Here is a 24,443-nt window from a genome sequence, read left to right as displayed (position 1 = left end):
CTTCCTTCAGTTCACCTGCGCGGTGGTTGGCGCCGCGCGGCGTATCACATCAGGGAAGAGGCTTCCGGGCGTTCGAGTTCGGTCAGCTCGATCTCGCCGGTGAGCAGGTCACGCTCGAAGGCATCCTTGTCGATGTTGAAACCAAGGAATTCCTGAGCGAGATACATGTCCTTCTCGGCGTTGCCCAGACAGCTGGTGCCACCCGGTGACGGCGTCATGTTGAAGACGATGCCGGTGCCCGGATTGATCTTGGCTTCGCCCATCACGAGCTTCTGCTTGCTCTTGTCGATCAGCTGCGGGCGCACGCCGCCGAAGCCCTTGGCGAAGCTGACATCCTTGACGTCCAGGCTCGGGACGATCTTCTTGATGTCGCCGTGGAACAGGCGCTCACGCAGTACCGGCACCTCGAACATGAAGTTCTTGAAGATGTAGTTGCGGATGTCGCGCACCTTCATCAGGTCCCACAGGGCCTTGACGACATTGCGGTCCATGCGCAGTACCTTGAGGAACTCCCAGAAGGTCTTGCCGTTGTAGCGCTCCAGCAGCGGCAGCATCAGAGCGGTCGGCCCGAAGCGGGTCTTGCCTTCCACCAGCACGTCCGGGTCGCCGTGGACGGCGGCGAACGGCAGGTTCTCGTTCTGGATGGTGTAGACCTTGCCGTTGAGCACCTTCGGCGTGAAGTAGAAGGAGCCAGCCATCGGCAGGCAGGACTTGTCCAGTCCGTAGCCCATCTTGTGGGCGAACAGCAGGGAGTGACCACCGGCGCTGACCACGACATAGCGTGCGCTGAGCTCGCCCTTGTCGGTCTTGACCTTGTAGACGTCACCTTCCTTGCGGATGTCTTCCACGGCGGTCGAGAGGCGAACGTCGAAGTTCATGCCTTTCTCGGCCGCTGCCTTCTCGCCTTCGCTGACGAAGGCCTCCGACAGGGTGGTGTAGTTGACGGCGGTGTATTCGTCGGTGGAACCCAGCGCGACGATTTCCTCGTCCGGACGGCGACCTTCCACGACCTTCGGCTCAAGCTCGGCGATGTCATCACGCTCGAGCAGCTTCAGATTCGGGAACAGTGGCTTGAAGGTCTCGAAGCGCTTGCGCAGGAACTGGCATTCCTTGGCGCCGACCGCCAGTACCATCTTCGGGTACTTGTAGACGATGTGATCGCGCTCACTCTCGCTGAGCTTGGTGGCGAAGTTGACCACCATGCCTGCGGTGCGCTTGGTCACGCGCGCCTTCTCGACCGTGTAGTTGGTCTCGATGTCGCCGCAGTGGATGGTCTGGGAGTTGTTGCGACCGTGCGAGTTGACGATCGCGACATGGTCGTATTTTTCCACCAGGCCGACCGACGAGAGGTCGGTGTAGCGGGCGAGTTCATAGAGAAGGGCGGTGCCGGACACGCCGCCACCCACAATCAGGACATCGTATGTCGTTGAGGACATGGCTGCTCACGCTCAGAGTTGGTGAGGGACATCCCCCGGCACCCGACCGGGCTACCGGGGGCCGTCCTGCCGTGACGGGGCATGCCTCGTCAGGCTCGACGGTTCGATGGACACACATTATAGACACATCGGACGCGAAATGATTCAGCAAATAAGGTCGACTTTATGGTGAATGCCTGTAGCCACATGAAAACCTTATAGATGAAGCTGCATTCCCTTATAGGTCGATTATTTGTTTTAAAATCAATGGCTTGTCAGTCGCGCAGTGAGATGATGCGCCATCCGCGCTGCTGGGCGGTCGCCAACAGTTGCTCATCCGGGTCCACTGCAATGGCAGTATCGACACGCTCGAGCAGCGGAAGATCATTGATGGAGTCACTATAGAAGGTGCTGCCATCCAGGGTGTGATCACGCTCGGCAAGCCAGGCTTCGAGGCGAGTGACCTTGCCGCCCTGGAAGCTGGGAACTCCGTCGACGCGGCCGGTGTAGCGCCCGTCGATGATCTCGGGCTCGATGGCGATCAGGTCATCCACGCCAAGGCGCTCGGCGATGGGGGCAGTGATGAAGCGGTTGGTGGCGGTGATGATCAGCAGCGTATCGCCGCGTGCACGGTGACGCGCCAGCAGCTCTTCTGCCCGTGCCAGAATGATGGGCTCGATCTTGGCGGCCATGAACTGCTGGTGCCAGGCGGCGAGTTGTTCCGGACTGTTCTCGGCCAGCGGCTTGAGTGAGAAGGCCAGGTACTCGTGAATGTCCAGTTCGCCACTCTGATAGAGCTGGAAATAGCGCTCGTTGGCTTCACGGTAGGTGTCAGCGTCGACAGCGCCTTGTTCAACCAGGAACTCGCCCCAGGCGTGATCGCTGTCCCCGGCGATCAGGGTATTGTCGAGATCAAAGATGGCCAGACTCACGGAGAACTCCTTGCTCAGCCCAGCCGTTGGCGTGGGCGACGGACGCAGACAGAGGGGCGCGGCAAGGTCGCCGGCCCAGTGTTTGCGCGGGTGTACGGGGGCCAACGGAGGATTTCCGAAGGCGGTGTTGCAGTGCAATACGGTGAAGGGGTCGATTATTGCAGACGTGCCTGGCCTTTCACACCGCCAAACCGCGTATTGAAGCGCTTTCAGCCTTTGTGGAAGAATGGTTTCAATTAACGAATCAAAGGTGACATCCGTGATCGACGCTGACGGCTTTCGCCCCAACGTTGGCATCATCATTGCCAACTGTGAGGGCCAGCTGCTCTGGGCGCGCCGGGTAGGACAGAATGCGTGGCAGTTTCCGCAAGGGGGCATCAAGCCAAACGAGACACCGCAACAGGCGTTGTATCGTGAACTCGAGGAAGAGATCGGCCTCAAGGCCGAGGACGTCGAGATACTGGCCTGTACCCGAGGATGGCTGCGCTACCGGTTGCCCAGACGCATGGTGAGAACGCACTCCCGACCGATCTGCATCGGTCAGAAACAGAAGTGGTTCCTGTTGCAGATCCGCTGTCAGGACAACCGCGTGAGTGTGGATTCCACGCCCAAGCCGGAGTTCGATGGTTGGCGGTGGGTCAGTTACTGGTATCCGCTGGGTCAGGTCGTGGCCTTCAAGCGCGAGGTCTACCGGCGCGCGTTGCGCGAACTGGCACCGCGTCTGCAACGACTGGTGGATTCGCAGGGCAATCTGCCGCTCTCTGCGGTGCAAGGCAACATGCCCTGCAGCGAGGACAAGGCCGCCATCAGGCCGACGGGAAATGATCGCCACATCCCCGATTGAGGTCGGGCTCATCATCTGCAACGTGCGCGTCCGGGCCAGGAACCCTGTTTCCTCGTGAGGCGCGTCATGCTCGAGGTACACCATGCTTGAGGTATTGCGGCGTATCGTTCAGGAGGTCAATGGCGCGCGTTCACTCGACGCGGCGCTGGCGACGATGGTGTTGCGCATTCGCAAGGCCATGAAGACGGATGTCTGTTCCGTCTACCTTCTGGCGCCCGAGACGGACCGATTCGTGCTCAAGGACACCATTGGCCTGCGCTCGTCTTCCGTGGGACAGGTCAGCATGGCGCGCGGTGAAGGGCTGGTGGGCATGGTGGCGCTCAGAGAGGAGCCGCTCAACCTCGAGGATGCCCCGGCGCATCCCCAGTTCCGGTATTTTGAGGAAACCGGCGAGGAGCGCTTCTCCAGCTTCCTGGGCGTCCCCATCATCCATCAGCGCCGCGTGCTCGGCGTACTGGTCATCCAGCAGCACGAGAAGCGTCGTTTCGATGAGGGCGAAGAAGCCTTTCTTGTCACGCTGGGCGCGCAGCTGGCGGGTGTGCTGGCGCATGCGTTGGCGACCGGGGCTCTGGGCAAGCTGGCCGGGACCAGCGGCCAGGCGACCTTCAAGGGAGTCGCCGGGTCTCCCGGCGTCGTCATCGGCAAGGCCTTCGTGCTCTCTCCGCCGGCGGATCTGGACTCGGTGCCGGACCTCATTCCCACCGACATCGACTTCGAGATCGCTCGCCTGAAGGAGGCGATCAACGCCGTGCGCGAGGAAATCCGTGTCGCGGCAGAGCGGCTGGCCAGTCGTATCTCCACTCAGGAGCATGCGCTGTTCGAGGTCTACCAGCAGATGCTGGGCGACGCGGCGCTGGGCCAGGAAGTCGAGAAGCGTATCCGGGAAGGGCAGTGGGCGCCTGCGGCACTGGCCGATATCGTGCGCCGGCATGTGCAGTATCTCGAGCGCGTGGATGATGACTATCTGCGTGAGCGCGCCGCGGATATCCGCGATCTTGGCCGGCGGGTGCTCGCGCATCTGCAGGAGGAGGGCGACAGCGGCCCGATCGAGTACCCCGAGAACACCATCCTGATCGGCCATGAGATCAGCCCGGCGACACTGGGCGAGGTACCGCGGGAGCGGCTCAAGGGGCTGGTGGCGGTCAGCGGATCCAGCACCTCCCACGTCGCCATCCTGGCGCGGGCCATGGGAATTCCGACCGTGCTCGGGATGGTGGACCTGCCGCTGTCACGCCTGGGTGGCGCGCCGGTGATCCTCGATGGCCATCGCGGTCGTCTGGTGGTGCGTCCGGAGCATGAACTCAGCGTGCATTATTCGCGGCTGATCGCCGAGGAGCAGGCGCTGAGCGTGCTGCTGGAGCAGGAGCAGGATCTGCCGAGCGTGACGCCTGATGGCCATGTGATGCCATTGATGGTCAATACCGGCCTGGCGCTGGATGCCGTGGCCTCGCTCAAGACCCGGGTTGGCGGCGTGGGGCTCTACCGCACGGAAGTGCCCTTCATGATGAATGATCGCTTCCCCAGCGAGCAGGAGCAGGCACGACTCTACCGTGAGCAGCTGGCCGGTTTTGCCCCTCTGCCTGTCACCATGCGTACGCTGGATATCGGGGGCGACAAGGATCTTCCCTATTTCCCCATCAAGGAGGCCAACCCCTTCCTTGGCTGGCGCGGCATACGCGTGACACTGGATCACCCGGAAGTCCTGATGGTGCAGTTGCGTGCCATGCTGCGCGCCGCCGAGGGCCTGGACAATCTGCGTATCATGTTGCCGATGGTCTCGGGGATCGAGGAGGTGGATGCCGCGCTGGCGCTGGTCAATCGTGCCTTGATCGAGCTGGCGGAAGACGGTGTCAACGTCTCACGGCCCAGCGTCGGCGTGATGATCGAGGTGCCGGCGGCCCTCTATCAGCTGGAAGCGCTCGCGACCCGGGTCGACTTCTTCTCGGTGGGGTCCAACGACCTCACCCAGTACCTGCTGGCGGTGGACCGCAACAACCCGCGAGTGGCGAGTCTCTATGATGCGTGTCACCCGGCGGTATTGCGCGCGCTGGCGCGCCTGGCGGAAGAATCGAAAGCGCTGGGCATGCCGGTGAGCGTCTGCGGTGAGCTGGCCGGTGACCCTGCCGGCGCCTTGCTGCTGCTGGGAATGGGCTTTGATGGTCTGTCGATGAATGCGCCCAGCCTGCCACGTGTCCGTGCCGCCATTCGCCGCGTGTCGTTGGCGGCAGCCCAGGGGCTGGTCAGCGAGGTCCTGTGTCAGCCGACGGCCAATCAGGTGCATGGCCTGCTGCTGGAGCGCATGCAGGCATGGGAGCTGGCGCATCTGTTGCCACCGCGTGACCACACGCCGGATGCCAGTGCGGTCCAGGCGGCAGTCTCTCGTTAGCGACTTGCAGGCAGGATCGCAGACCTGCGCTCCTGCCTCGGGTGGCGTCCTCTCGCTGGCCTTCCTTCAAGACGTCCCCTGCAGGCAATCGTCAGCTCAGATGCCATCCCCGTGTCGCTTCCTCCTGGAGGTGCGACACGGCCTTGCGATGAGCGACGCACTGGCCTTGTGGTGAAAAGCGGCGCTCATGCAGTGTCAGTGAGGCCCGCTTGTCATCTCGCTGCCAGCGCACCAGGGTGGCAGCGCGGGTGCCGTACTCGGGGCTGGTGATGAAGGGGCTGGACAGCAGGGCTTCCCGCTCAAGCGCCAGGCCGGTGGCCGGCAACTGTGCCGTCGGCGGCCGCCATCCATCCTGCAGGATACCCAGACAGGCATCGTCATCGTGCATGACCGCAGACGCTTTCAGCGCGGCAAGGCGCTGTCTGAGTCGCCGCTGCTTTGGCCATTCATTGTCCGGGTGACCATTGGACAGGCTATGCAGCCCAGGGAGGAGTCGGATCAGTTGGCTGCCGTCGGGCCCATGATGGAGTCGCCAGAGAGTCCGGCCATCGCAGACCAGCAAATTGCACCAGTCAAGTGCGCTCAAGCTCAGGGGTTCGCAGTGCTCGGGAGAGTCCGCCGCGAGCCTTGCCATGACGGTCTCGCCAGCGCTCAGGGCCTCCAGCCAGTCCCCAGGCGACAGGGTGGAGGCATTGGCCACCGCCTGTCGCACGGCGGCCGTGACCAGCTGACCGCGACTGATGGTGGCCGCATGGGAGGGGCGGTCCAGCTGGCGGACATTGGTCAGCGTCGCCAGGGCGCCGGCCCGATGCATGACCAGCCATCCCCCTCCTGCCACCAGATCACGACCACCACACAGGGCGGTATCCGGCCAGCGGCACAGGCCAGTGGTCGCACGGGCATGAAACTCGTCGCGGTTGCCCAGCAGCGTGAGGCAGTGACCTGTCGTGGCATCTGGCTGCCAATCGAATGCCATCAGGCACATGGCGAGACTCCGAAAGAGGGTGGGCGAGGTTCCCGGGGATCAGGATGTGACAGGTGTCGCGCCGGGAACATGACGCCCGTCAGTGGCTTGCGTATGCTGCAGTCTTGTGGCGAACGGGCCGACGATCTGCCGTGACGTCGGGCTACGGGCAGTATGGCTCGATGCGACCCGATCGTACTGCTGCGGCAATGTCACGCCACGTCACGAATCGCTGCACCCATGCCCGATGGTTTTTGCTGTCAGGTCCATCTACAGGATGCTCCCAGACCATGTTCTCGCGCCGTCCTCCCCCTGTCGAGCCAGCGTCACGCTCGCCCGAGGCTGAATCTTCCCAAGCGGAGGCTCCCCCGACGGGAGCGTCCGGCGTCACCGGCGACGCCACTCGTCTCGAGGATGGCGGCAGTGCGGGGAACCGCAGTGAGAGCAGCCCCAGTGGACTGGAATCGGTATGGCGGCGCATGAGTCGCCTGACGGTGGGCCCGCTGCTGCTCGCCGAGCTGGCAGTGGCGCTCAGCTGTCTGGTCGGGGCCTGGGTCACCTGGGACAGCGAGCGGCACAAGCTCGTGGACAGCGCCCTGGGCGAGCTTCGCCAGCAGCATTCGCTGGCCACTGCCTTGGTGAATGAGCGCTTCGAGGCGCAGCAGCGTCGTCTGCAGATTCTGGCGCGCTACACGCGTCGCCATCTCGACCATGCCGGGGACGAGGCGGATTCGTCATTGAATGAGCTGGTGTTGACCGAGGAAGGTCAGCTGTTCCGGCCGATCACGCGTGGCGGCGCTGCCTTGTACGGAGAGTTTCACCGCGCATTGGATGAGCAGGATCACGACGTGGCGCGACGCCTGATCCGGATGCAATGGCTGTTGTCGGATCTGTATTCCACGGACCCATTGATCTCGCGACTGTTCGTCAGTCTCGACAACAGCATGATCATGCTCTACCCCTGGTTCAACGTGCTGGATGCCTTCTCACCGGGCACCAGGCTCCTTCCCTACACCGATGTCACACCTGCCACTCAGCGCCAGCTGGCCAGCAGCTCGGACAACGGCGCGCCGCGGGTCGTCTGGCTGCCGCCACATCCCGGTCCGGCGGGCCTGCCTCAGATCACCGCGCTGGTCGAGGTGGAACTCAACGCGGGACAGAAGGTCCATGTCGGGCTGGATCTCGCGGTCCCCCAGATGGAATCTCGCTTGCTGCTGCCTGGTCAGGGCCGCACGGCCCCCTATTGGCTGATCGGTCAGGACCTGGAAGTGTGGGCGGCCAGCAGCAATACGCGTGACCCTCGGCCGCGACGCCTGCCCGATGACGTGGCCCAGGCGGTGGACGGCGGTCTGCGTGGCGCTACCTTGCTGCCAGGACCTGCGGCGCGTGCCGTCGTCTGGGACACCTTGCCTGTCAATGGCTGGCGACTGGTGGCGCGGCGCGATCTTGACGTGCCGGGCGAGATGCCATTGCTGTCATTGCTGCTGGGCAGCGCCGGTGCCTTGCTGCTGGTCTTCGCGGTGAGCATGCTGATTCTGCAATGGCGCCTGCGTCGCCTTGATCAGCGCCTGGGGCAGCCACTGGAATGGTTGGCACGCCAGAGCGTGCGGCTCGAGCAGGGGCAGGTCATGGAGGAGTATCCCGTCTCGGCCCATCAGGCGTATCCGGCCGACGAGATTCTGCGCCGTCACCGTGCTGCCGTGGCACTGCTGCGCCGTGGTCGTGGCCACGAACTGGATGCCTTGCCACTGCCTGCCTTCGTGATGCGTCATGGCCTGCTGGCGATGGCCAATCCTGCCTTCGAGAAGCTGTTCGGGCTGGTGCTACATGAAGCGCTGGGGCGCTCGGTCGGGAGTCTGCTGATGCTGGAGCCCAACCCGAGCGTACCCAACAGTCGAGAATTGCGCGTCCATGATGCCGAGGGCCGCATGCGGCGCATGCGTCTCGAGCTGTGCCGTTTCAACAACGACCCCGCCCAGGTGCTGGGCGTGATGATTGATGAATCAGAACATGATCAGGCCAGCCAGCAGTTGCTGGTCGCACGCGACAGGGCGCGCGAGGAAGCCCGCCTCAAGAGTGACTATCTGGACATGCTGCACGCCGAGTTGACGCCTCCCTTGCAGGGATTGGTGCGCAAGCTGGGGCAGTTGCGTCGCGAGCGTCATCTAGAGGATGCCGAGCTGAGCCTGCTGCAGGGGCGTCTCGATAGCGTGGCACAGCTGCTGAATGTGCTGACGGAGCGCGACGATGTCGTGCGCACGCCGCTGGAGGAGAATCTGTTCACGCCGGCCGAGGCGCTGGGAGCGCTGCTCAATGACATGCAGCAGCGCTACCACGACGTGGGACTGCCCTTCGAGTGGCAGCTGGGCGCGCTGCCTGCATTGCTGCGTGGCGATGTACGGCGTCTGGCGCAGCTCTTCGAGCATCTGTCGGAAGATGGTTGTCGACGCGCGAGCGCGGGTCGGCATCGCGTGTTCGTCGAGGTGGTGGACGCCGAGGGTGCGTCGTCGCTGGCCGGTGGCCCGACGGGAGCTGGCCTGAGGGACACGGAGACAGGGGGTCAATGCTGGCTGAGGCTTGAGCTTCACGATCACTGTGGTCTCGATGTCGGGCGCAATGCCCCTTCCTCGCTGTTGATGGCTCGTCGTCTGGTGGAGGAGCTCGGCGGCCGCTACCGACAGCATGAGACGCAAGGGGAGGAGGTGCTGGAGATCCTGGTGCCGTTGTCCTGGCCGGACAATCCTGTCGAAACTCGCATTCTGGTCGTCGATGATGGTCCGGTGAACGCCATGCTGGCGCGCACGGTGCTCGGCCGCCAAGGGTTGGTGGTGGATACGGCGAGCAGTGGAGAAGATGCGCTGGCCGCGCGCGAGCGCCATTTCTACGACCTGGTGTTCATGGATATCTTCATGCCCGGCATGGATGGCGTCAGCGTTACCCGGAATTGGCGCGAACAGGAGGCCGGGGCCGGCAGTGACAGGCGTAGCGTGATCATTGCCCTGACGGCCAATGCCAGCGAGGCGGACCGCGAGCGTTTCTTCGCGGCAGGTCTGGATGATTATCTTGGCAAGCCCTATCGTCCTCAGGCGTTGATCGACAAGGTTCGCAAATGGCTGCCTCGGGCCACGATGAAGGCACCGGGAGCAGAAGGTGGCGTGACGGGTGATGGGGTCTGAGTTGGCAAGGGTGAGCGATGAGCCATCGGTTCATGGCCTCAACCCGGCCCTTTGACAGAGGTTCTCGATGAAGACAGGTGCAAGGAGTGGGGCATGTGGTGGTGGTATCCCGTGTTGGGGGCCGTGGCGGGTCTGATCGCCGGCCTGTTCGGTATCGGTGGCGGGCTGGTCATCGTGCCGGTGCTGGCGGCAGCCTTTGCGCTGCAAGGTGTCGCCACTGATGTCTTGATGCATCTGGCGATAGGTACCTCACTGGCGACCATCGTGGTGACCTCGCTGTCATCGGCGCGTGCGCATCATGAGCGTGGCGCCGTGCGTCTGGACTGGCTCAAGCGCCTGCTGCCCGGACTGGTGGTGGGAACCGCGCTGGGGGTGGTGCTGGCGGGCGGACTGAGCAGCGAGATGCTCAAGCTGCTGTTCGGTGGCTTCGTGCTGCTGGTCGCCGTCAAGATGGGACTGGATCTCAAGGTGGGTCAGCTGGCGCAGGCGCCAGGGCGTGCCGGGCAGTTTCTTGGCGGTGGCACCGTCGGGGTGGTATCCGCGCTCTTCGGGATCGGAGGAGGGACGGTGATGGTGCCGATGTTGACCAGCTGGCAGGCGCGCATGACCGAGGCGGTCGGGACGGCGGCCGCGGCCGGGTTTCCCATCGCCTTGGTGGCAGCGCTGACCAATATCGCAGTGGGCTGGCATGCCCCGGGCTTGCCGGAGCATGCCATCGGCTATGTGCATTGGGTTGCCTGGCTCGGCATCGTGCTGGTGTCGGTGCCCTTCGCGCGAGTGGGCGCACGGCTGGCCCATGCGTTGCCGGCGCTGTTGCTCAAGCGGTTGTTCGCGTTGATTCTCGTGATCGTGGGGCTGCGCTTTCTCGTCTCGTGAGACATCTCGGCATGTCCGCTTTGCGGGGAAGGGCTGCTAGGTGGCGTTCATGCGCGAGCTGTTACCCTTCGTCACCTGACCGGTAGCGCATCGGATTGATGGCGAAAGACTTGCGACTGGCGTCAGTCGTGCCGACTTATTCATTCAAGGTTTTCTCATGTTGCAATATCCTCAGATCGACCCCGTGGCGTTGGCATTGGGGCCTTTCAAGATTCACTGGTATGGATTGATGTACGTGATCGGCTTCGCGGCGGCCTGGGGGCTGGCGCGTGCCCGGCGCGGACGGGTCGGCCTGAGTCAGGATGCCGTGGGAGACCTGATCTTCTTCGGTGCGTTGGGCGTGGTGCTGGGTGGGCGCCTGGGGTATGCGCTCTTCTACGGCTTCGACAAGTTGCTGGCGGACCCGGTGTGGATCTTCAAGGTCTGGGATGGGGGCATGAGCTTCCATGGCGGCCTGCTGGGTGTGTTGATCGCCATGCTGGTGTTCGCGCGTCGTCACCAGCTGACCTTCTTCCAGCTGACCGACTTCATCGCGCCGATGGTTCCGATCGGCCTCGGTGCAGGGCGCCTGGGCAACTTCATCAACCAGGAGCTGCCGGGGCGTATTACCGATGTCTCATGGGGCATGGTCTATCCGCTCTACGGGCCGGAGCCACGCCATCCTTCTCAGCTCTATCAATTCGCGCTGGAAGGCGTCGCGTTGTTCGCGATCCTGTGGTTCGCCTCGCGTGAGCCGCGCCAGAAGGGGTTGATCTCCGGTCTGTTCCTGCTCTGCTACGGCAGTTTCCGTTTCATCACCGAGTTCTTCCGCCAACCGGATTCCCAGCTCGGCTTCATCGCCTTCGACTGGTTGACCATGGGTCAGCTGCTGTCGCTGCCGATGGTGCTGTTCGGGTTGCTGCTGATGGCTTGGTCGCGTGGTCAGGACGTGGCGCAGCCGCCGCTGCCTCGCGCATCCTGAGGTGGGAATGCAGGTGTGATTACAGGGGGCAATCGGTGTAAACTGGCCCCCTGCCAGATACGCAAGAACGCGGCCATCGGGCCGCGTTCTTGCGTATCTGGCAGCGTAAAATATCGTCAAGTGAACGATTCGAATTCATGAAGAGGCTGGTGCAGGGCCGATCCCCCGGATCCGCTCGCCGAGCCAGCCTCTGATCCGCCGTACGGACCCGCTGCCCATGCAACCCTATCTCGATCTGATGCGCCACGTGCTGGAAAACGGCACGCAAAAGGGCGACCGCACCGGTACCGGTACCTTGAGTGTCTTCGGTCACCAGATGCGTTTCGATCTGGCCGAAGGCTTTCCGCTGGTCACCACCAAGAAACTGCACCTGCGCTCGATCATCCACGAGCTGCTGTGGTTCTTGAAAGGCGACACCAACATCGCCTACCTCAAGGAAAATGGCGTGCGTATCTGGGATGAGTGGGCCGATGAGAATGGCGATCTCGGGCCGGTCTACGGTTATCAGTGGCGCAGCTGGCCGAATCCGAAAGGCGGCAGTGTGGATCAGATCACGCATCTGATCGAGCAGATCAAGACCAACCCGGACTCGCGCCGTCTGATGGTCTCGGCCTGGAATCCGGCGCTGGTGGATGAGATGGCCCTGCCGCCGTGTCATGCCCTGTTCCAGTTCTATGTCGCCGATGGTCGGCTGTCCTGCCAGCTCTATCAGCGCAGCGCCGACATCTTCCTCGGCGTGCCGTTCAACATCGCCAGCTATGCGCTGTTGACCCAGATGATCGCTCAGGTCTGTGGCCTCAAGCCGGGGGAGTTCATTCATACCCTCGGCGATGCCCACCTCTACAGCAATCATCTGGAGCAGGCGCGTGAGCAGCTGACGCGCGAGCCGCTGGCCCTGCCGACGCTCAAGCTGAATCCGGACGTGACGGATCTGTTCGACTTCACCTTCGATGACATCGCCATCGAAGGCTATGAATCCCATCCGCATATCAAGGCGCAGGTGGCCGTATGAGTGACAAGGAATTTTCTCCGCTGAGTGCCGCCGCCGAGACCGTGGTCCCGGTGGCGATGATCGCCGCCATGTCGGTCAATCGCGTGATCGGTGTCGACAACAATCTGCCCTGGTACCTGCCGGAAGACCTGAAGTTCTTCAAGCATGCGACCCAGGGCAAGCCGGTGATCATGGGGCGCAAGACCTTTGCCTCCATCGGCAAGCCGCTGCCCAATCGACTCAATATCATCGTCACGCGTGACAGCGAGTTCCACCACGATGGCGTACGGGTCTGTCACGATCTTGCGGCGGCGCTCAACATGGCGGATCACCATGCGATGATCGAAGGTGTGGACGAGATCATGGTGATCGGGGGGGGACTGATCTATGCACAGGCACTGCCCGTCGCCACGCGTCTGTACCTGACCGAGGTAGCGGTCGAGATCGAAGGCGATGCGCACTTCCCGGAGCTTGGTGCTGACTGGGAAGAAGCTCAGCGTGTGCCGGGAGAAAGTGGTGAAGGCCTGCCTGCCTATGACTTCGTGCGCTATGAGCGCAGGGACGACTAGCGCTTGCGCCTGCCAGCGGGAACTTTACAGTCAGCAGGTACTGACACAGACTGGTGCCAAACGGAACTGCCCATAGCGTGCAAGGGAGGCTCAGGCCTTGACGATGGATCGCCTCGAAGCGCTGTACTCTGCGCTTGAACATGAAGCCGACACCCAGCGACAGCAGCGTGACGGAGAGCGTCAGGCTCGTCTGGCGCTGGAATCGGAAAATGCCCGGCTACGCGAGACGCTGGCCGCGCTGCGCCAGCAGATGCAGGAGCAGCAGGCGCAGCTGACCGGGCTGAGCGAGGCCTTGATGGCGCGTGATGCCGAGCTGCGCGAGTTGCGCGAACGCAGCGCACAGTCCCCCGCGTCACAGCCGGTGGAGGATGCGCGTCCCAGTGCTGCGCAGGTGGAAGCTGCCGCGGAGCAGCTGGCCTCCGCGAGCGAGTCACCCGGTGTTGCCTCGGGGGAGACCGCTGACGCCGAGTCTGCACCGTCGCCAGCAATGTCTAGCGACGCGCCAGTCGAATCCGCTGGCTCTGACGAGACACCGGACCAGGCAACGCCGCCGTCGCCCCAGGCGCTGCTCAAGCAATGGTACAAGCGCTATCCGGATACCTTCTTCAAGGGCCACACCCGCCCCTTGAAGATCGGCATCCATGTCGAGTTGCTGGAGAACGAGCCCTGGGACGAGAAGCTCGTGCGCCGCGCTCTGGCGGGCTACGTCCACTTGCCTCGATACCTGAAGGCCGTTCGTGCCGGCACGCAGCGGGTCGATCTTGAAGGTCAGTCCGTGGGTGCCGTCACGGAAGACGAGGCATTGCATGCACGTCAGCAACTCGCGGAGCTGACTCGCCAGCAGAAGGAGCGTGAGGAGCAGGCTGCCAGCCAGCGCATCAGCCACAAGCTGAGTGAATTGATGACCAAGCACCGCTAGCGACGTGTCGTGCAGGCAGGCCCCATGGCCAGCCCGCACATGTCACCTCGATCGTCAGTGTTCAGAGCCCCTGTGCGGATTGCCGCACAGGGGCTCTGTCGTTGGTGGGTGGAAATCCGCACATCGGGCCGGCGTTGTCGGCAAGCCCACTCATGTCGCGAAGAAGGGTTTTCGCCACAGGTATCTGAATTCAATAGAAAAAACTGGGAATGTGCTGCTCATGGCGCGGTACTCGCTATACCCAGGTGTCCCTGCTCGCGCTCATGTCTGGCGTTGCGACTCGCGCTCATGCCGAGTGTCGTGATGCAGCACACGCCAGGCGGGATGATCAACAGATGACCAACCCCCAATAACAACCAAGATTCCGAGAGGAACTGCCATGCGCCTTTTCAAGCCTGCCCTGACAGCCCTGAGTGCCGCCATTCTGATGGCCTCGACCGCTGTCATGGCCGACCCCATCACCATCAAGTTCTCTCACGTCGTCGCGGAAAACACCCCCAAGGGGCAGATGGGCAAGAAGTTCCAGGAGCTGGTCGCAGAGCGACTGGGGGATCAGGTGGCCGTTGAGCTCTATCCCAGCTCCCAGCTCTATGGGGATGACAAGGTGCTGGAAGCCATGCTGCTGGGCGATGTCCAGCTGGCGGCTCCGTCACTTTCTAAGTTCCAGAAATACACAGATCAGCTGCAGGTCTTCGATCTGCCGTTCCTGTTCAAGGACATGGAAGCGGTGGAGCGTTTCCAGAGCAGCGAGACAGGCCAATCCTTGCTGACGGCGCTGGAGCCCAAGGGACTGGTCGGACTCGGGTATCTGCACAACGGCATGAAGCAGCTCTCCGCGTCCTCACCGCTCACGGTGCCTGATGATGCGGATGGCAAGAAATTCCGCATCATGACCTCTGACGTGCTCGAGGCGCAGTTCGATGCGCTGGACGCCGTCTCGCTGAAGAAGCCGTTCTCCGAAGTCTTCATCCTGCTGCAGACCAAGGCCATCGACGGCCAGGAAAATACCTACTCCAATATCTATTCCCAGAAGTTCTTTGAAGTGCAGCCTTACATCACCGAATCCAATCACGGCGTGCTGGATTACATGGTGGTGTCCTCGGCACGCTTCTGGAATGGGCTTCCGGAGGAGGTGCGTGGCGAGGTCAAGTCAGCGCTGGATGAAGCCATCGCCTATGGCAATGAGCTGTCCCAGGCCAAGAATCTCGAGGCCAAGCAGGCCATCATCGACTCCGGTCAGAGCGAGATCATCACGCTGGACGATGCGCAGCGCCAGCAGTGGGTGGATGCGATGAAGCCGGTGTGGGGTGAATTCGCCGACGATATCGGTCAGGACATCATCGATGCCGCTCAGGATGCCAATCGCTGAGACGTGCAGGCTGACAATCACTTGCCTCGCCGGGAGACGTGACATGTCCGTCCTCTCGTGCGAGGCAAGTCTCCATGAAGGGCATGAGGACATTGCCATGAAACTTGGATGGCTACACAAGGCAGAAGAGACGCTGTTCTCGCTGCTGCTGGTGGCGATGGTATTGCTGGTCTTCGTCGAGGTGGTGCTGCGTTTCGTCTTCAATACCGGTATCAGCTGGTCCCAGGAAGCCACTCTCTATCTGGCCGGCTGGTTCGTGCTGATCGGCGTGTCGTGGGGCGTCAAGCAGGGCGCGCACATCGGTGTGGATGTCGTGGTGAAGATGCTGCCACTGATCTGGCAGCGGGTGGCTACCCTGGCCGCGCTGGTCATCTGCATGGCGTACTGCGTGATGCTGCTGGTCGGCAGTTACGAATATCTGTCCTTGATGAAGATGATCGGTATCGAACTCGAGGATATCGCGATACCCAAGTGGTATGCCCTGACGATTCTGCCCATCGCGATGCTGCTGCTGATGCTGCGCTTCGCGGTATTGGGCTGGAAGGTGATACGCGGAGATGCCAGCGGTTTCGGCTTTCACGACGAAGGCGAGGACAGCATGCACCTGGTGCAGCCGGCTGACTCGGTCATTGGTGACAGCTCCGATGGTGCCGGTGGTAAACGTGACAGTGATCAGGAACCCAGACGATGACCATAGCCACTCTGTTCGCGCTGCTGTTCGGTGGCATCTTTCTCGGCATGCCGATCGCCTTCGCGCTCGGATTTTCCAGTGTCACGACGATACTGCTGTTTTCGAGTGATTCGCTGGGCTCGGTCGCCATCAAGCTGTTTGAAGCCCTGTCGCATCACTACACCTTGCTGGCGATTCCCTTCTTCATTCTTTCCAGCACCTTCCTTTCGACGGGAGGCGTGGCACGCCGCCTGATCACCTTCGCGACCGATGCCATCGGCCATGTCCGTGGCGGGCTTGCGATGGCCTCGGTACTGGCCTGCATGCTGTTTGCCGCCGTCTCGGGGTCCTCTCCGGCCACGGTCGCGGCGATTGGCTCCATCGTGATCGCGGGCATGGTGCGTCAGGGCTACAGCGAATCCTTCGCGGCCGGGGTGATCACCAATGCCGGTACCCTGGGGATCTTGATTCCTCCCTCCATCGTGATGCTGGTGTACTCCGCGGCCACGGAGGTCTCGGCGGCCAAGATGTTCATGGCGGGCCTGATCCCCGGGCTGTTGATGGGCGGCATCCTGATGGTGGCAATCTATATCGCTGCCCGAATCAAGAAACTGCCTTCACAGCCGTTCCCGGGCCTCAGGACGCTGGCTCGCTCGGGGCTGGTCGCGATGGGCGGGCTGATGTTGATCTTCATCGTGCTGGGCTCGATCTACGGCGGGGTGGCCAGCCCCACCGAGGCGGCGGCGGTCGCGACGGTCTACGCCTGGTTCATCGCAGTGGTGGGCTATCGCGACATGGGGCCCTTGAAGGACGTGCCGTGGCGCAGAGGCAACGAAGCATGGGGCAGGGCCGGGCTGCGTGCTCTCTGGCAGGTGCCGGCAGGCCTGGTGGGCTCATTCTCGGACCAGGAGGTCAAGAAGGTGGTGCTGGATGGTGCGCGCGTCTCGATGATGCTGCTGTTCATCATCGCCAACGCGATGCTGTTCGCCCATGTACTGACCACTGAACGCATTCCTCACACCATCGCCGAGACCATCATCGGCTGGGGGCTGCCAGCCTGGGGATTCCTGATCGTGATGAATCTGCTGCTGCTGGCGGCGGGCAACTTCATGGAGCCCTCGGCCATCCTGCTGATCATGGCCCCGATCCTGTTTCCCATCGCGACGCAGCTGGGCATCGACCCGATCCATCTCGGCATCATCATGGTGGTCAACATGGAGATCGGCATGCTGACGCCACCAGTGGGGCTCAACCTGTTCGTCACCGCGGGCATCACCGGCAAGCCGATGACCTGGGTCATTCGTGCCGCACTCCCGTGGCTGTCGTTGTTGCTGCTGTTCCTGGTATTGATCACCTATGTCCCGTCGATCTCACTCTTCCTGCCCAACTGGCTAAGCCAATGATGGCGCCATGCTCCATCGCGGTTTTGAGGCGACAGGAATGTGGAAACTTCGTGCAGGCGACATGTCGATCCGGCGCTATCCCTCACCAGAGTCGCGACATGAGGTACTGCCGTCGGTGATCCCCTGACCAGCGGCATTCAACCTGATCATGGTCAGGCCACCATGGACTACCCCGGTCACTCCATCGAGTGATCGGGGGTTCATCACGTCAAGGTCATCGGAGGAAAGCGGTGAGTCGTTGAAGAAGACACCGAAAATTGACTGCCATGTCATTTTTCACCGAGGCGCGTCCATGCTCGTTTTCCTTTCGATTCCAGAGATTTGCACGATGGCATGCAAGGGGAATGATGAGCTTCCAATGGCGTGAGATGACAAAGAATTCATCGGCTCAGTGCATGCTACTTTTGTCTTGCATGTCATGGCTGAGGCAAGTGTGTCTTCGCTCTGACTGCCGGGAAATCAGCGAACGTCAAAACCCTCGAGAAAACCCATGGTTGTCATGAATCCTTCATTCTTCCGCTCTAGAGTGTTGGCACGCCAGACAATTGACCGGCGTATTGGTTCAGGACCAGTGATCGAAAACAGTGTTTTTTTCTGTTGCACATCCTGAAAGCCCGGTATATGGTTTCCCTGCGAGCATTGGATAATAACAAGGCCACAGGGTTTTAGAGGCGTCATCAAGCGCCCGGAACCTCGGCCACTGCCACCGGCAGACACGATCGAACAGTTAACGCTAGTTAAGGAACTATCGCGATGAAAAAGACACTTCTGGCTACTGCCATCGCCGGCGCTGCTGCCCTGGCTGCTACCTCCGCTTCCGCTGCAACCGTCTACAATCAAGACGGCACCAAGCTGGACATCTACGGCAACGTTCAGCTGGCATACTCCTATGTCGACCAGCTCGGCGGTGACCCGGAAAGTGAACTGGGCGACAACGGTTCCACCTTCGGTGCCAAGGGTGAGCACAAGATCAACGACGACATCGTCGGTTACTTCAAGGCCGAGTGGGAATACGACGCTGACGAATCCAAGGGCAGCGGCAACGGCCTGAACGATGGCGACCAGTCCTACGTCGGTGCCAAGGGTTCCTTCGGTGACGCGCGTATCGGTTCCTGGGATCAGCTGATGGACGACTGGATCCAGGATCCGATCTCCAACAACGAATACTTCGATCTGACTGACTCCAGCGGTAACATTTCTGGCGACAGCTCAGTTCGTGAAGGCAACAAGCTGCAGTACATGTCTCCGGTCATGGGTGGCATGCAGTTCGCCGTCGGTTCCAACTTCGAAGGCGACGGTGAAGACGAGAACGTCACCGATTCCAACCAGGCATCCTTCTATGCCGGTGGTAAGTACACTGTCGGTGGTTTCTCCATCGCTGCCGTGTATGACGATCTGGGCCAGTTCGACGGCGTAGATGACGGTACTGGTGCAAGCCAGGGTGATATCGGTGAGCAGTATGGTCTGACCGCTCAGTACACCGTTGATGCACTGCGCGTTGCTGTGAAAGCCGAGCGCTTCGCTGCCGATGCTGACAACGCTGATGTCGACTACTACGGTATCGGTGCGCGTTACGGCTACGGCATGGGCGACGTCTACGGCGGCTACCAGTACGTCGATGCAGAAGATGGCTCTGACCTGGCTGCTGACAATGGCGGCGACGACAGCTTCAACGAATTCAACCTGGGTGTGACTTACAACATCTCTTCCGCGATGTACACCTACATTGAATACGCCCAGTACGATCGCTCTGGCGATGACGGTGACGGCGCTGCAGTCGGCATCTACTACGGCTTCTAAGACGCTCTCAAACGTCTAGCAAGCTAACGAAAGCCGGTCCCTCGGGGCCGGCTTTTTTACGTCTGATAGGTGCCGACTTGAGACGGAAATTGCGTGGCTTTCTGCTGCGCTTCGCAGGCATATTTGTTGTTGGTTGGTCTTGGCCAAAAGACGCAGGGCTGTCATGACATCTGGCATGTGTACGTAGAACATGTACTCAAGACATGTACTCAAGACATGTACTCAGAATATGAACCAGGAACTTGAACTCAGAAAACCAAAAGCCCCGCTGATCATCAGATCAGCGGGGCTTTTACGTGCGCATCTCAAGATTGTCGCTGGCTCTGGGGTGGCCAGTGACGTCACTCGGTCCGCTCACTGCATGGCAGTGAGGTCTTCTCGAGTCGGTAGCGCGGCATAGGCACCAGGGCGAGTCACGGCAAAGGCGCCGCAGGCTGCTGCACGCTCAAGCGCAGCCTGAAGATGGCTCTCCTCCTCGCACCAGTCATGCAGCAGGGCTGCATCCACGCCGGCTTCGCTGAGCGCCGAGAGGAAGCCGCCGATGAAGGCATCACCGCCGGCCGTGGTGTCGATGGCCTTGACCACCGGCGGCGTGATGCTGACGGTCCTGGTCTCGCCGCTCTGCTTGCGCACCAGTGCGCGGATGGTGCCCGGGCCGTCGGTCAGCACGATCAGGCGGACGCCGGCCTGCAGGCGTGCCTGCAGCCAATCGGACTCTTGCTGGCCATCAGTGAGTGCCTCGACCTCTTCCTGGGACAGCTTGAGGATATCGGCGTTGTCCAGCAGGCGAGTGACCAGTGACACGTCGACCTGCTGATTCGGCCACAGGTTGTGACGCAGATTGGCATCCACGCTGACCAGGGAGCCAGCAGCACGTGCGCGAGACGCCAGCACGAAGCTGGTGTCCGCGATACCGGCGTCGGTCAGGCTGTTGCTGCACAGATGGAAGATGGCGGGTTGAGCGAACAGCTCCGGGCCTGCATGTTCCGGACGAAACAGCAGGTCAGCTGCCGGTGGACGATAGAAGTCGAAGCGACGCTCGCCATCCTCGTCCCGCGAGACGAAGGCCAGCGCGGTACGCGCCTCGCTGGTGCGCTTGACGTGATCCAGGCGTACGCCATGGGTGGCCAGTTCGTCGTGCAGGAAGTCGCCGAAGCTGTCCTGGCCCAGCATGCCCACGAAGTGGCTGGGCAGCCCGAGGCGTGCGCAGGCCACGGCGACATTGGCGGGCGCACCACCAGCGTAGGGCGTGAAGGTTTCCTGCTCGACGGCCTGACCGCCGAGCTTGTTGGACAGCATGTCGACGAGCGCTTCGCCGAATGCGATTACCGGAGTCATCAGGAGGTTGCTCCCTTGGTGGTGGCCGTCGAGGCCTTCTTGCTTGATTTGGTGCTGGTCACGCCTGTCTCTGGCTGCATGCTGTCTCCTGCGGCCGGGAAGTGCTCGCGTACCAGTGCCAGCAGGCCCTGGGTGGAGGGATCGAAGGCCTGGACGTCAGTATCGATGCGTGCGCTGATCTCGCCTGCGATGCGCTTGCCGAGCTGCACGCCCCACTGGTCGAAGGAGTTGATGTTCCAGATCACGCCCTGCACGAAGACCTTGTGCTCATAGAGAGCGATCAGCGCCCCCAGGTTGCGCGGTGTCAGCTCATCAAGCAGCAGCGTGCTCGAGGGACGGTTGCCCGGGCAATTGTAATGCGGGTCGAGGTTGCTGCCATCCTGGCTGCCTTCCATGAAGGCATTGGCCTGGGCCAGCATGTTGGTGATCAGTGCGAAGTGGTGCTCTTCGGTACCCGGCTCCGGCTTCAGGGAAGCGATGAAGTCGATGGGAACGTAGCGAGTCCCCTGGTGCAGCAGCTGGAAGAAGGCATGCTGACCGTTGGAACCGGTCTCGCCCCACACGATCGGGCCGGTCTTGTAGTCGACAGGACGCCCGAAGATGTCCACCGACTTGCCATTCGATTCCATGTCGAGCTGCTGCAGGAAGGCGGGCAGCTGATGCAAGGCTTGATCGTAGGGCACGATGGCCTGGGTCTCGGCACCCATGAAGTTGATGTACCAGATACCGATGAGGGCCATCAGGACCGGCATGTTCTCGCCTAGCGGCGCTTCGATGAAGTGCTGGTCCATCTCATAGGCGCCTTCCAGCAGTTCCATGAAGCCGTCATAGCCGATGGAGAGGGCGATCGGCAGACCGATGGATGACCACATGGAATAGCGGCCCCCGACCCAGGCCCAGAATTCGAAGACGTTCTCTTCGCGGATGCCGAATTCCTTGGCCGCCTTGCGGTTGGTGGAGGCCGCGACGAAGTGGGCGCCGACGTCGGCATCCTGACCTGCCTGCTCCAGGAACCAGCGACGTGCTGACTTCGCATTGAGCAGGGTTTCCTGCGTGGAGAAGGTCTTGGTGGAGACGATGAACAGGGTTGTGGCCGGATCGAGGCGCTTGAGCACCTTCTGGATGTGGTTGCCATCCACGTTGGAGACGAAGTGGAAGTTCAGCTCCGGATGACGATGCTTGAGCAGGGCGCGGCAGGCCATGTTGGGGCCGAGGTCGGAGCCTCCGATGCCGATGTTGACGACATCGCGGATGCGTTGTCCGTCATAGCCTTTCCATTCGCCACTGCGCACGCTTTCGCAGAAGGCGCGGATCTGCTCGCGAGTGCTGTGGATCTCCGGCATCACGTCCTTGCCGTCGACGATGACCGGCGTATTGGACTGGCTGCGCAGGGCCGTGTGAAGGACGGGGCGATTCTCGGTCACGTTGATGATGTCACCCGAGAACATCTGGGAGCGACGCTGAACGAGGGCAGAGTGGTCTGCCAGCTCGATCAGTGCCTTCATCACCTCGTCGGAAATGTGGTGCTTGGAATAGTCGAGGAACAGGCCGCCGACCCGGAGACTCATCTTCTCGAAGCGCTTGGGGTCCGCGGCAAAGTAGTCGCGAATACGGTCGTTGCGGGTTACCTCGCCTAGCCGGGTCAGCGCCTGCCAGGAAACACTACGGGTCAATTGCAGCATGGAAGTGTCCATCGTATGGGTTGTGGATAGCTTGTGTCGCCAGTCTGCAGTCCGTCGCTGACCAGCGCGCCTTGAGCTGACGAATGACGCTGGCAGGCGTGGCATGACACGATTCAGTGCCATGGGGAAGGCACCTGCCGATGATTGCCTGCTGATCGCCGCTCGGTAGCCACCTGTCAGTGGGAGGCTGACAGGTGGTGTATGGATCGTGAGTGTCACCCTTCCTGTTCGAGAGGGGAGATGTGCTGTACCAGCAGATGTTGCGCGCCCGGCGGCAGCCAGACGGGGTCAAGGCGGGTACAGGCAGTCTCGACACACAGGAAACCACGGGCGTTCTCGACGCTGGTATCGGCCGGCGGTGCATCGCCCGGGTGCCAGACGACCGTGGAGTCGGAGCCTTGCTTTGCAATGCGCAGCCTGCGCTGACCATCCTCGAGCACCTGGACCTGGCTTGACTGGTAGATGCGATCCAGCGGGCCGCGAATGCCCAGCTCGCCTTGCTGATCAAGACGCGAGAAGTCCTGACGCTTGTCCAGATAGCTGGCGCCGGCGAGGCCGGTGACGCGGCACTGGAAGGCATCTTCCACGGCAAAGTAGGTATGCAGGGCGCCGGTCATCTTGACCGGGGTCTCGCCGCGATTTTCCGTGATCAGCTCCACCTTCAGGAAGTGGCGACCCGCGAAGATGACGACGCGAGGCGAGAGTGCCGCGTGCAGGGGAGATTGCGGAGAGGCGTGGATCTCGACGCCTTCCTCCTCGTCTTCCTCTACCGCGTCGATGCGCCACTCGGCCTTGCGCGCCGGGCCATGCAGCTCTGTCTCGCCCTCAGGATACTCGTCAGCGAACCAGGGCCAGCACAGCGGAATGCCGCCACGAATGCTGCCCGGAAGCGCCGCCGGTGTCTCGGTGACCCACAGCCAGGGGCGCTGGGAGGCTGGCTGGTAATGCAGCACCTGGGCGCCCTGGTGGCAGACGACCAGCTCGCCCCAGGCGCGGTTGAGGATCAGGAGCATGCGGCCTTGCCATTCGCAGGTACGTTGGCCGCTCGTGGCATCCACCAGTGCGCGCAGACTTTCAGGAATCATCTCGAGCTTCCTCGACGGTTCAGGAGCGTGGCCGACGGCATCGCGTCAGGCCACCTCTTCATTGTGCAGTGCCTCGGCGGCCCCCAGCAGACCGGTCCACGGCGCGGTCACCACCCAGGTAGGGATCGCGGCATTGTAACGGCTCATGCGGTTCTTGTCGGCGAAGGCGCGGCGAAAATCGCTTTGCCTGAGCAGGTCAAGGTTGCGCGGCAGGACGCCGCCGCAGAGATACACGCCGCCACGTGCGCCGAGTGCCAGGGCAAGATCCCCGGCCACGTCTCCCAGAATCTTCATGAAGCGCAGCACGGCATCGCAAGCCAGGCTGTCCTTGGGTTGCCCGAGCGCATCGCGGGCATGGGCGGCCTGGCTGACGTCCGCGGCACTTTCGAGCGGAGTCGGCAGGCCGCGCAGTTCGCCCAGCGCCCGGTAGATCTCGAGCATTCCCTGGCCACAGAGCAGGCGTTCCACCGAGACTCTGCCGTGCCGGCGCCGGAAGATCTTCAGCAGCGCATCCTCGAGCGCATCGGTAGGGGCAAAACTGACATGCCCACCCTCGGTGGCCAGCGGAATCCAGTTGTGGGTGCCATGTACCAGACCCGCGACACCCAGCCCTGTTCCCGGGCCCATGATCAGACGGGGGGCGGCATCATTGCCCGCTCCTTCCGTGAGTTCCTCACCGATGGGCAGTCGCTCATCGGGCTCGATGTGCGGCACGCCCAGTGCCATGGCGGTGAAGTCATTGAGGCACTTGAAGCGTGTCAGGCCCAAGGATTCGCGCACGTCGCTCTTGGCGAATGACCAATGGTTGTTGGTCATGCTGACCTGCTCCTCATGGACCGGGCAGGCAAAGGCGAGGCAGGCCTCCTTGGGTTGTTCGTCAGGGGCAAGCCCCAGTCTCTGGTAGTAGGCCTGGACGGCCTCCACGAGTCCGGAATGCTCGGCGCAGGCCAGCGTGTGGATGTCATGGAGGGTGTGGCTGCCCGGCTGGACAAGCGCCAGCCGGGCATTGGTACCACCAATGTCGCCTACCAAGGCAAAGCGGCTCGGTGTCTCACGAGTCATC

Annotated in this window: 18 protein-coding genes and 1 pseudogene; 12 read left to right on the top strand and 7 right to left on the bottom strand. The window is 62.2% G+C overall.

The window, feature by feature from the left end; genetic code table 11:
* Positions 1 to 44 precede the first annotated feature (44 nt).
* Both HXS65_RS06585 and HXS65_RS06580 read right to left on the bottom strand, forming a co-directional pair.
* Positions 45 to 1,436 carry an FAD-dependent oxidoreductase gene (locus tag HXS65_RS06585; RefSeq protein ID WP_077375199.1) on the bottom strand — a complete coding sequence of 464 codons (1,392 nt, stop codon included), beginning with the start codon at positions 1,434 to 1,436 and terminating at the stop codon, positions 45 to 47.
* A 254-nt stretch (positions 1,437 to 1,690) separates the two neighbouring features.
* On the bottom strand, positions 1,691 to 2,347 hold the full coding sequence (locus HXS65_RS06580) for an HAD family phosphatase (RefSeq protein WP_077375196.1): 657 nt from the start codon (positions 2,345 to 2,347) through the stop codon (positions 1,691 to 1,693).
* A gap of 259 nt (positions 2,348 to 2,606) precedes the next feature.
* On the opposite strand from HXS65_RS06580, the pseudogene HXS65_RS06575 reads away from it, so the two are divergent.
* Positions 2,607 to 3,071 (top strand): annotated as a pseudogene (locus tag HXS65_RS06575) (RNA pyrophosphohydrolase); the annotation flags it as partial.
* Positions 3,072 to 3,273: 202 nt separating this feature from the next.
* On the top strand, positions 3,274 to 5,577 hold the full coding sequence (ptsP, locus tag HXS65_RS06570) for a phosphoenolpyruvate--protein phosphotransferase (RefSeq protein WP_084208018.1): 2,304 nt from the start codon (positions 3,274 to 3,276) through the stop codon (positions 5,575 to 5,577).
* A gap of 91 nt (positions 5,578 to 5,668) precedes the next feature.
* On the opposite strand, the gene HXS65_RS06565 is transcribed toward ptsP, so the two are convergent.
* On the bottom strand, positions 5,669 to 6,562 hold the full coding sequence (locus HXS65_RS06565; protein ID WP_176493481.1) for an NRDE family protein: 894 nt from the start codon (positions 6,560 to 6,562) through the stop codon (positions 5,669 to 5,671).
* Between the two features lie 269 nt (positions 6,563 to 6,831).
* On the opposite strand from HXS65_RS06565, the gene HXS65_RS06560 reads away from it, so the two are divergent.
* The 10 genes from HXS65_RS06560 (at position 6,832) to HXS65_RS06515 (ending at position 19,275) form a co-directional block, all read left to right on the top strand.
* Positions 6,832 to 9,717, top strand: coding sequence for a response regulator (locus tag HXS65_RS06560; RefSeq protein WP_176493480.1), 2,886 nt, complete (start codon positions 6,832 to 6,834; stop codon positions 9,715 to 9,717).
* Between the two features lie 93 nt (positions 9,718 to 9,810).
* Positions 9,811 to 10,593, top strand: a complete 783-nt coding sequence (locus tag HXS65_RS06555) for a sulfite exporter TauE/SafE family protein (protein ID WP_077375183.1) — start codon at positions 9,811 to 9,813, stop codon at positions 10,591 to 10,593.
* A 157-nt stretch (positions 10,594 to 10,750) separates the two neighbouring features.
* Complete coding sequence (lgt, locus tag HXS65_RS06550; RefSeq protein ID WP_077375180.1) at positions 10,751 to 11,554, top strand: prolipoprotein diacylglyceryl transferase; 804 nt, start codon at positions 10,751 to 10,753, stop codon at positions 11,552 to 11,554.
* Between the two features lie 217 nt (positions 11,555 to 11,771).
* Positions 11,772 to 12,566, top strand: coding sequence for a thymidylate synthase (locus HXS65_RS06545; protein WP_084208021.1), 795 nt, complete (start codon positions 11,772 to 11,774; stop codon positions 12,564 to 12,566).
* On the top strand, positions 12,563 to 13,114 hold the full coding sequence (locus tag HXS65_RS06540) for a dihydrofolate reductase (protein ID WP_077375174.1): 552 nt from the start codon (positions 12,563 to 12,565) through the stop codon (positions 13,112 to 13,114). The genes HXS65_RS06545 and HXS65_RS06540 overlap by 4 nt, the downstream gene beginning before the upstream one ends.
* A 103-nt stretch (positions 13,115 to 13,217) precedes the next feature.
* Positions 13,218 to 14,033 (top strand): ProQ/FINO family protein, encoded by an 816-nt coding sequence (locus HXS65_RS06535; protein WP_255304449.1) that lies wholly within the window; start codon positions 13,218 to 13,220, stop codon positions 14,031 to 14,033.
* A gap of 379 nt (positions 14,034 to 14,412) precedes the next feature.
* Positions 14,413 to 15,402: a TRAP transporter substrate-binding protein gene (locus tag HXS65_RS06530; RefSeq protein ID WP_077375169.1), complete on the top strand. Its 990-nt coding sequence runs from the start codon at positions 14,413 to 14,415 to the stop codon at positions 15,400 to 15,402.
* Positions 15,403 to 15,499: 97 nt separating this feature from the next.
* Positions 15,500 to 16,093 (top strand): TRAP transporter small permease, encoded by a 594-nt coding sequence (locus HXS65_RS06525; protein ID WP_176493479.1) that lies wholly within the window; start codon positions 15,500 to 15,502, stop codon positions 16,091 to 16,093.
* Positions 16,090 to 17,475 carry a TRAP transporter large permease gene (locus HXS65_RS06520; RefSeq protein WP_077375166.1) on the top strand — a complete coding sequence of 462 codons (1,386 nt, stop codon included), beginning with the start codon at positions 16,090 to 16,092 and terminating at the stop codon, positions 17,473 to 17,475. Before HXS65_RS06525 ends, HXS65_RS06520 begins: the two co-directional genes overlap by 4 nt.
* Positions 17,476 to 18,228: 753 nt before the next feature.
* Positions 18,229 to 19,275, top strand: coding sequence for a porin (locus tag HXS65_RS06515; protein WP_176493478.1), 1,047 nt, complete (start codon positions 18,229 to 18,231; stop codon positions 19,273 to 19,275).
* Positions 19,276 to 19,629: 354 nt separating this feature from the next.
* Here the strand turns inward: HXS65_RS06515 and HXS65_RS06510 are convergent, their stop codons facing one another.
* The 4 genes from HXS65_RS06510 to glk form a co-directional block, all read right to left on the bottom strand.
* On the bottom strand, positions 19,630 to 20,613 hold the full coding sequence (locus HXS65_RS06510) for a carbohydrate kinase (RefSeq protein WP_141392203.1): 984 nt from the start codon (positions 20,611 to 20,613) through the stop codon (positions 19,630 to 19,632).
* The gene (pgi, locus tag HXS65_RS06505; RefSeq protein ID WP_141392204.1) at positions 20,613 to 22,295 is read right to left on the bottom strand and encodes a glucose-6-phosphate isomerase; all 1,683 of its coding nucleotides are present in this window, start codon (positions 22,293 to 22,295) and stop codon (positions 20,613 to 20,615) included. The genes HXS65_RS06510 and pgi overlap by 1 nt, the downstream gene beginning before the upstream one ends.
* A gap of 215 nt (positions 22,296 to 22,510) precedes the next feature.
* Positions 22,511 to 23,380, bottom strand: coding sequence for a D-hexose-6-phosphate mutarotase (locus HXS65_RS06500; RefSeq protein ID WP_176493477.1), 870 nt, complete (start codon positions 23,378 to 23,380; stop codon positions 22,511 to 22,513).
* A gap of 45 nt (positions 23,381 to 23,425) precedes the next feature.
* A complete protein-coding gene (gene glk / locus HXS65_RS06495) occupies positions 23,426 to 24,442 on the bottom strand; it encodes a glucokinase (RefSeq protein WP_176493476.1) in 1,017 nt (338 codons plus the stop codon).
* Position 24,443 lies beyond the last annotated feature (1 nt).

This window comes from Cobetia sp. 5-25-4-2 (assembly GCF_013374075.1).
GTDB classification, from domain to species: Bacteria; Pseudomonadota; Gammaproteobacteria; order Pseudomonadales; family Halomonadaceae; genus Cobetia; species Cobetia marina.
Note: the sequence above shows the minus strand (reverse complement) of the source record. Positions and strands in the feature narration are given on the sequence as shown.

What these genes read in the sequence shown, in the direction of transcription:
- HXS65_RS06535 (WP_255304449.1), top strand. Translation starts at nt 13,218, where the DNA reads ATGGATCGCCTCGAAGCGCTGTACTCTGCGCTTGAACATGAAGCCGAC.
- HXS65_RS06560 (WP_176493480.1), top strand. Translation starts at nt 6,832, where the DNA reads ATGTTCTCGCGCCGTCCTCCCCCTGTCGAGCCAGCGTCACGCTCGCCC.
- HXS65_RS06555 (WP_077375183.1), top strand. Translation starts at nt 9,811, where the DNA reads ATGTGGTGGTGGTATCCCGTGTTGGGGGCCGTGGCGGGTCTGATCGCC.
- HXS65_RS06540 (WP_077375174.1), top strand. Translation starts at nt 12,563, where the DNA reads ATGAGTGACAAGGAATTTTCTCCGCTGAGTGCCGCCGCCGAGACCGTG.
- ptsP (WP_084208018.1), top strand. Translation starts at nt 3,274, where the DNA reads ATGCTTGAGGTATTGCGGCGTATCGTTCAGGAGGTCAATGGCGCGCGT.
- HXS65_RS06525 (WP_176493479.1), top strand. Translation starts at nt 15,500, where the DNA reads ATGAAACTTGGATGGCTACACAAGGCAGAAGAGACGCTGTTCTCGCTG.
- HXS65_RS06565 (WP_176493481.1), bottom strand. Translation starts at nt 6,562, where the DNA reads ATGTGCCTGATGGCATTCGATTGGCAGCCAGATGCCACGACAGGTCAC.
- HXS65_RS06500 (WP_176493477.1), bottom strand. Translation starts at nt 23,380, where the DNA reads ATGATTCCTGAAAGTCTGCGCGCACTGGTGGATGCCACGAGCGGCCAA.
- glk (WP_176493476.1), bottom strand. Translation starts at nt 24,442, where the DNA reads ATGACTCGTGAGACACCGAGCCGCTTTGCCTTGGTAGGCGACATTGGT.
- HXS65_RS06515 (WP_176493478.1), top strand. Translation starts at nt 18,229, where the DNA reads ATGAAAAAGACACTTCTGGCTACTGCCATCGCCGGCGCTGCTGCCCTG.
- HXS65_RS06510 (WP_141392203.1), bottom strand. Translation starts at nt 20,613, where the DNA reads ATGACTCCGGTAATCGCATTCGGCGAAGCGCTCGTCGACATGCTGTCC.
- lgt (WP_077375180.1), top strand. Translation starts at nt 10,751, where the DNA reads ATGTTGCAATATCCTCAGATCGACCCCGTGGCGTTGGCATTGGGGCCT.
- HXS65_RS06545 (WP_084208021.1), top strand. Translation starts at nt 11,772, where the DNA reads ATGCAACCCTATCTCGATCTGATGCGCCACGTGCTGGAAAACGGCACG.
- HXS65_RS06530 (WP_077375169.1), top strand. Translation starts at nt 14,413, where the DNA reads ATGCGCCTTTTCAAGCCTGCCCTGACAGCCCTGAGTGCCGCCATTCTG.
- HXS65_RS06520 (WP_077375166.1), top strand. Translation starts at nt 16,090, where the DNA reads ATGACCATAGCCACTCTGTTCGCGCTGCTGTTCGGTGGCATCTTTCTC.
- HXS65_RS06585 (WP_077375199.1), bottom strand. Translation starts at nt 1,436, where the DNA reads ATGTCCTCAACGACATACGATGTCCTGATTGTGGGTGGCGGCGTGTCC.
- pgi (WP_141392204.1), bottom strand. Translation starts at nt 22,295, where the DNA reads ATGCTGCAATTGACCCGTAGTGTTTCCTGGCAGGCGCTGACCCGGCTA.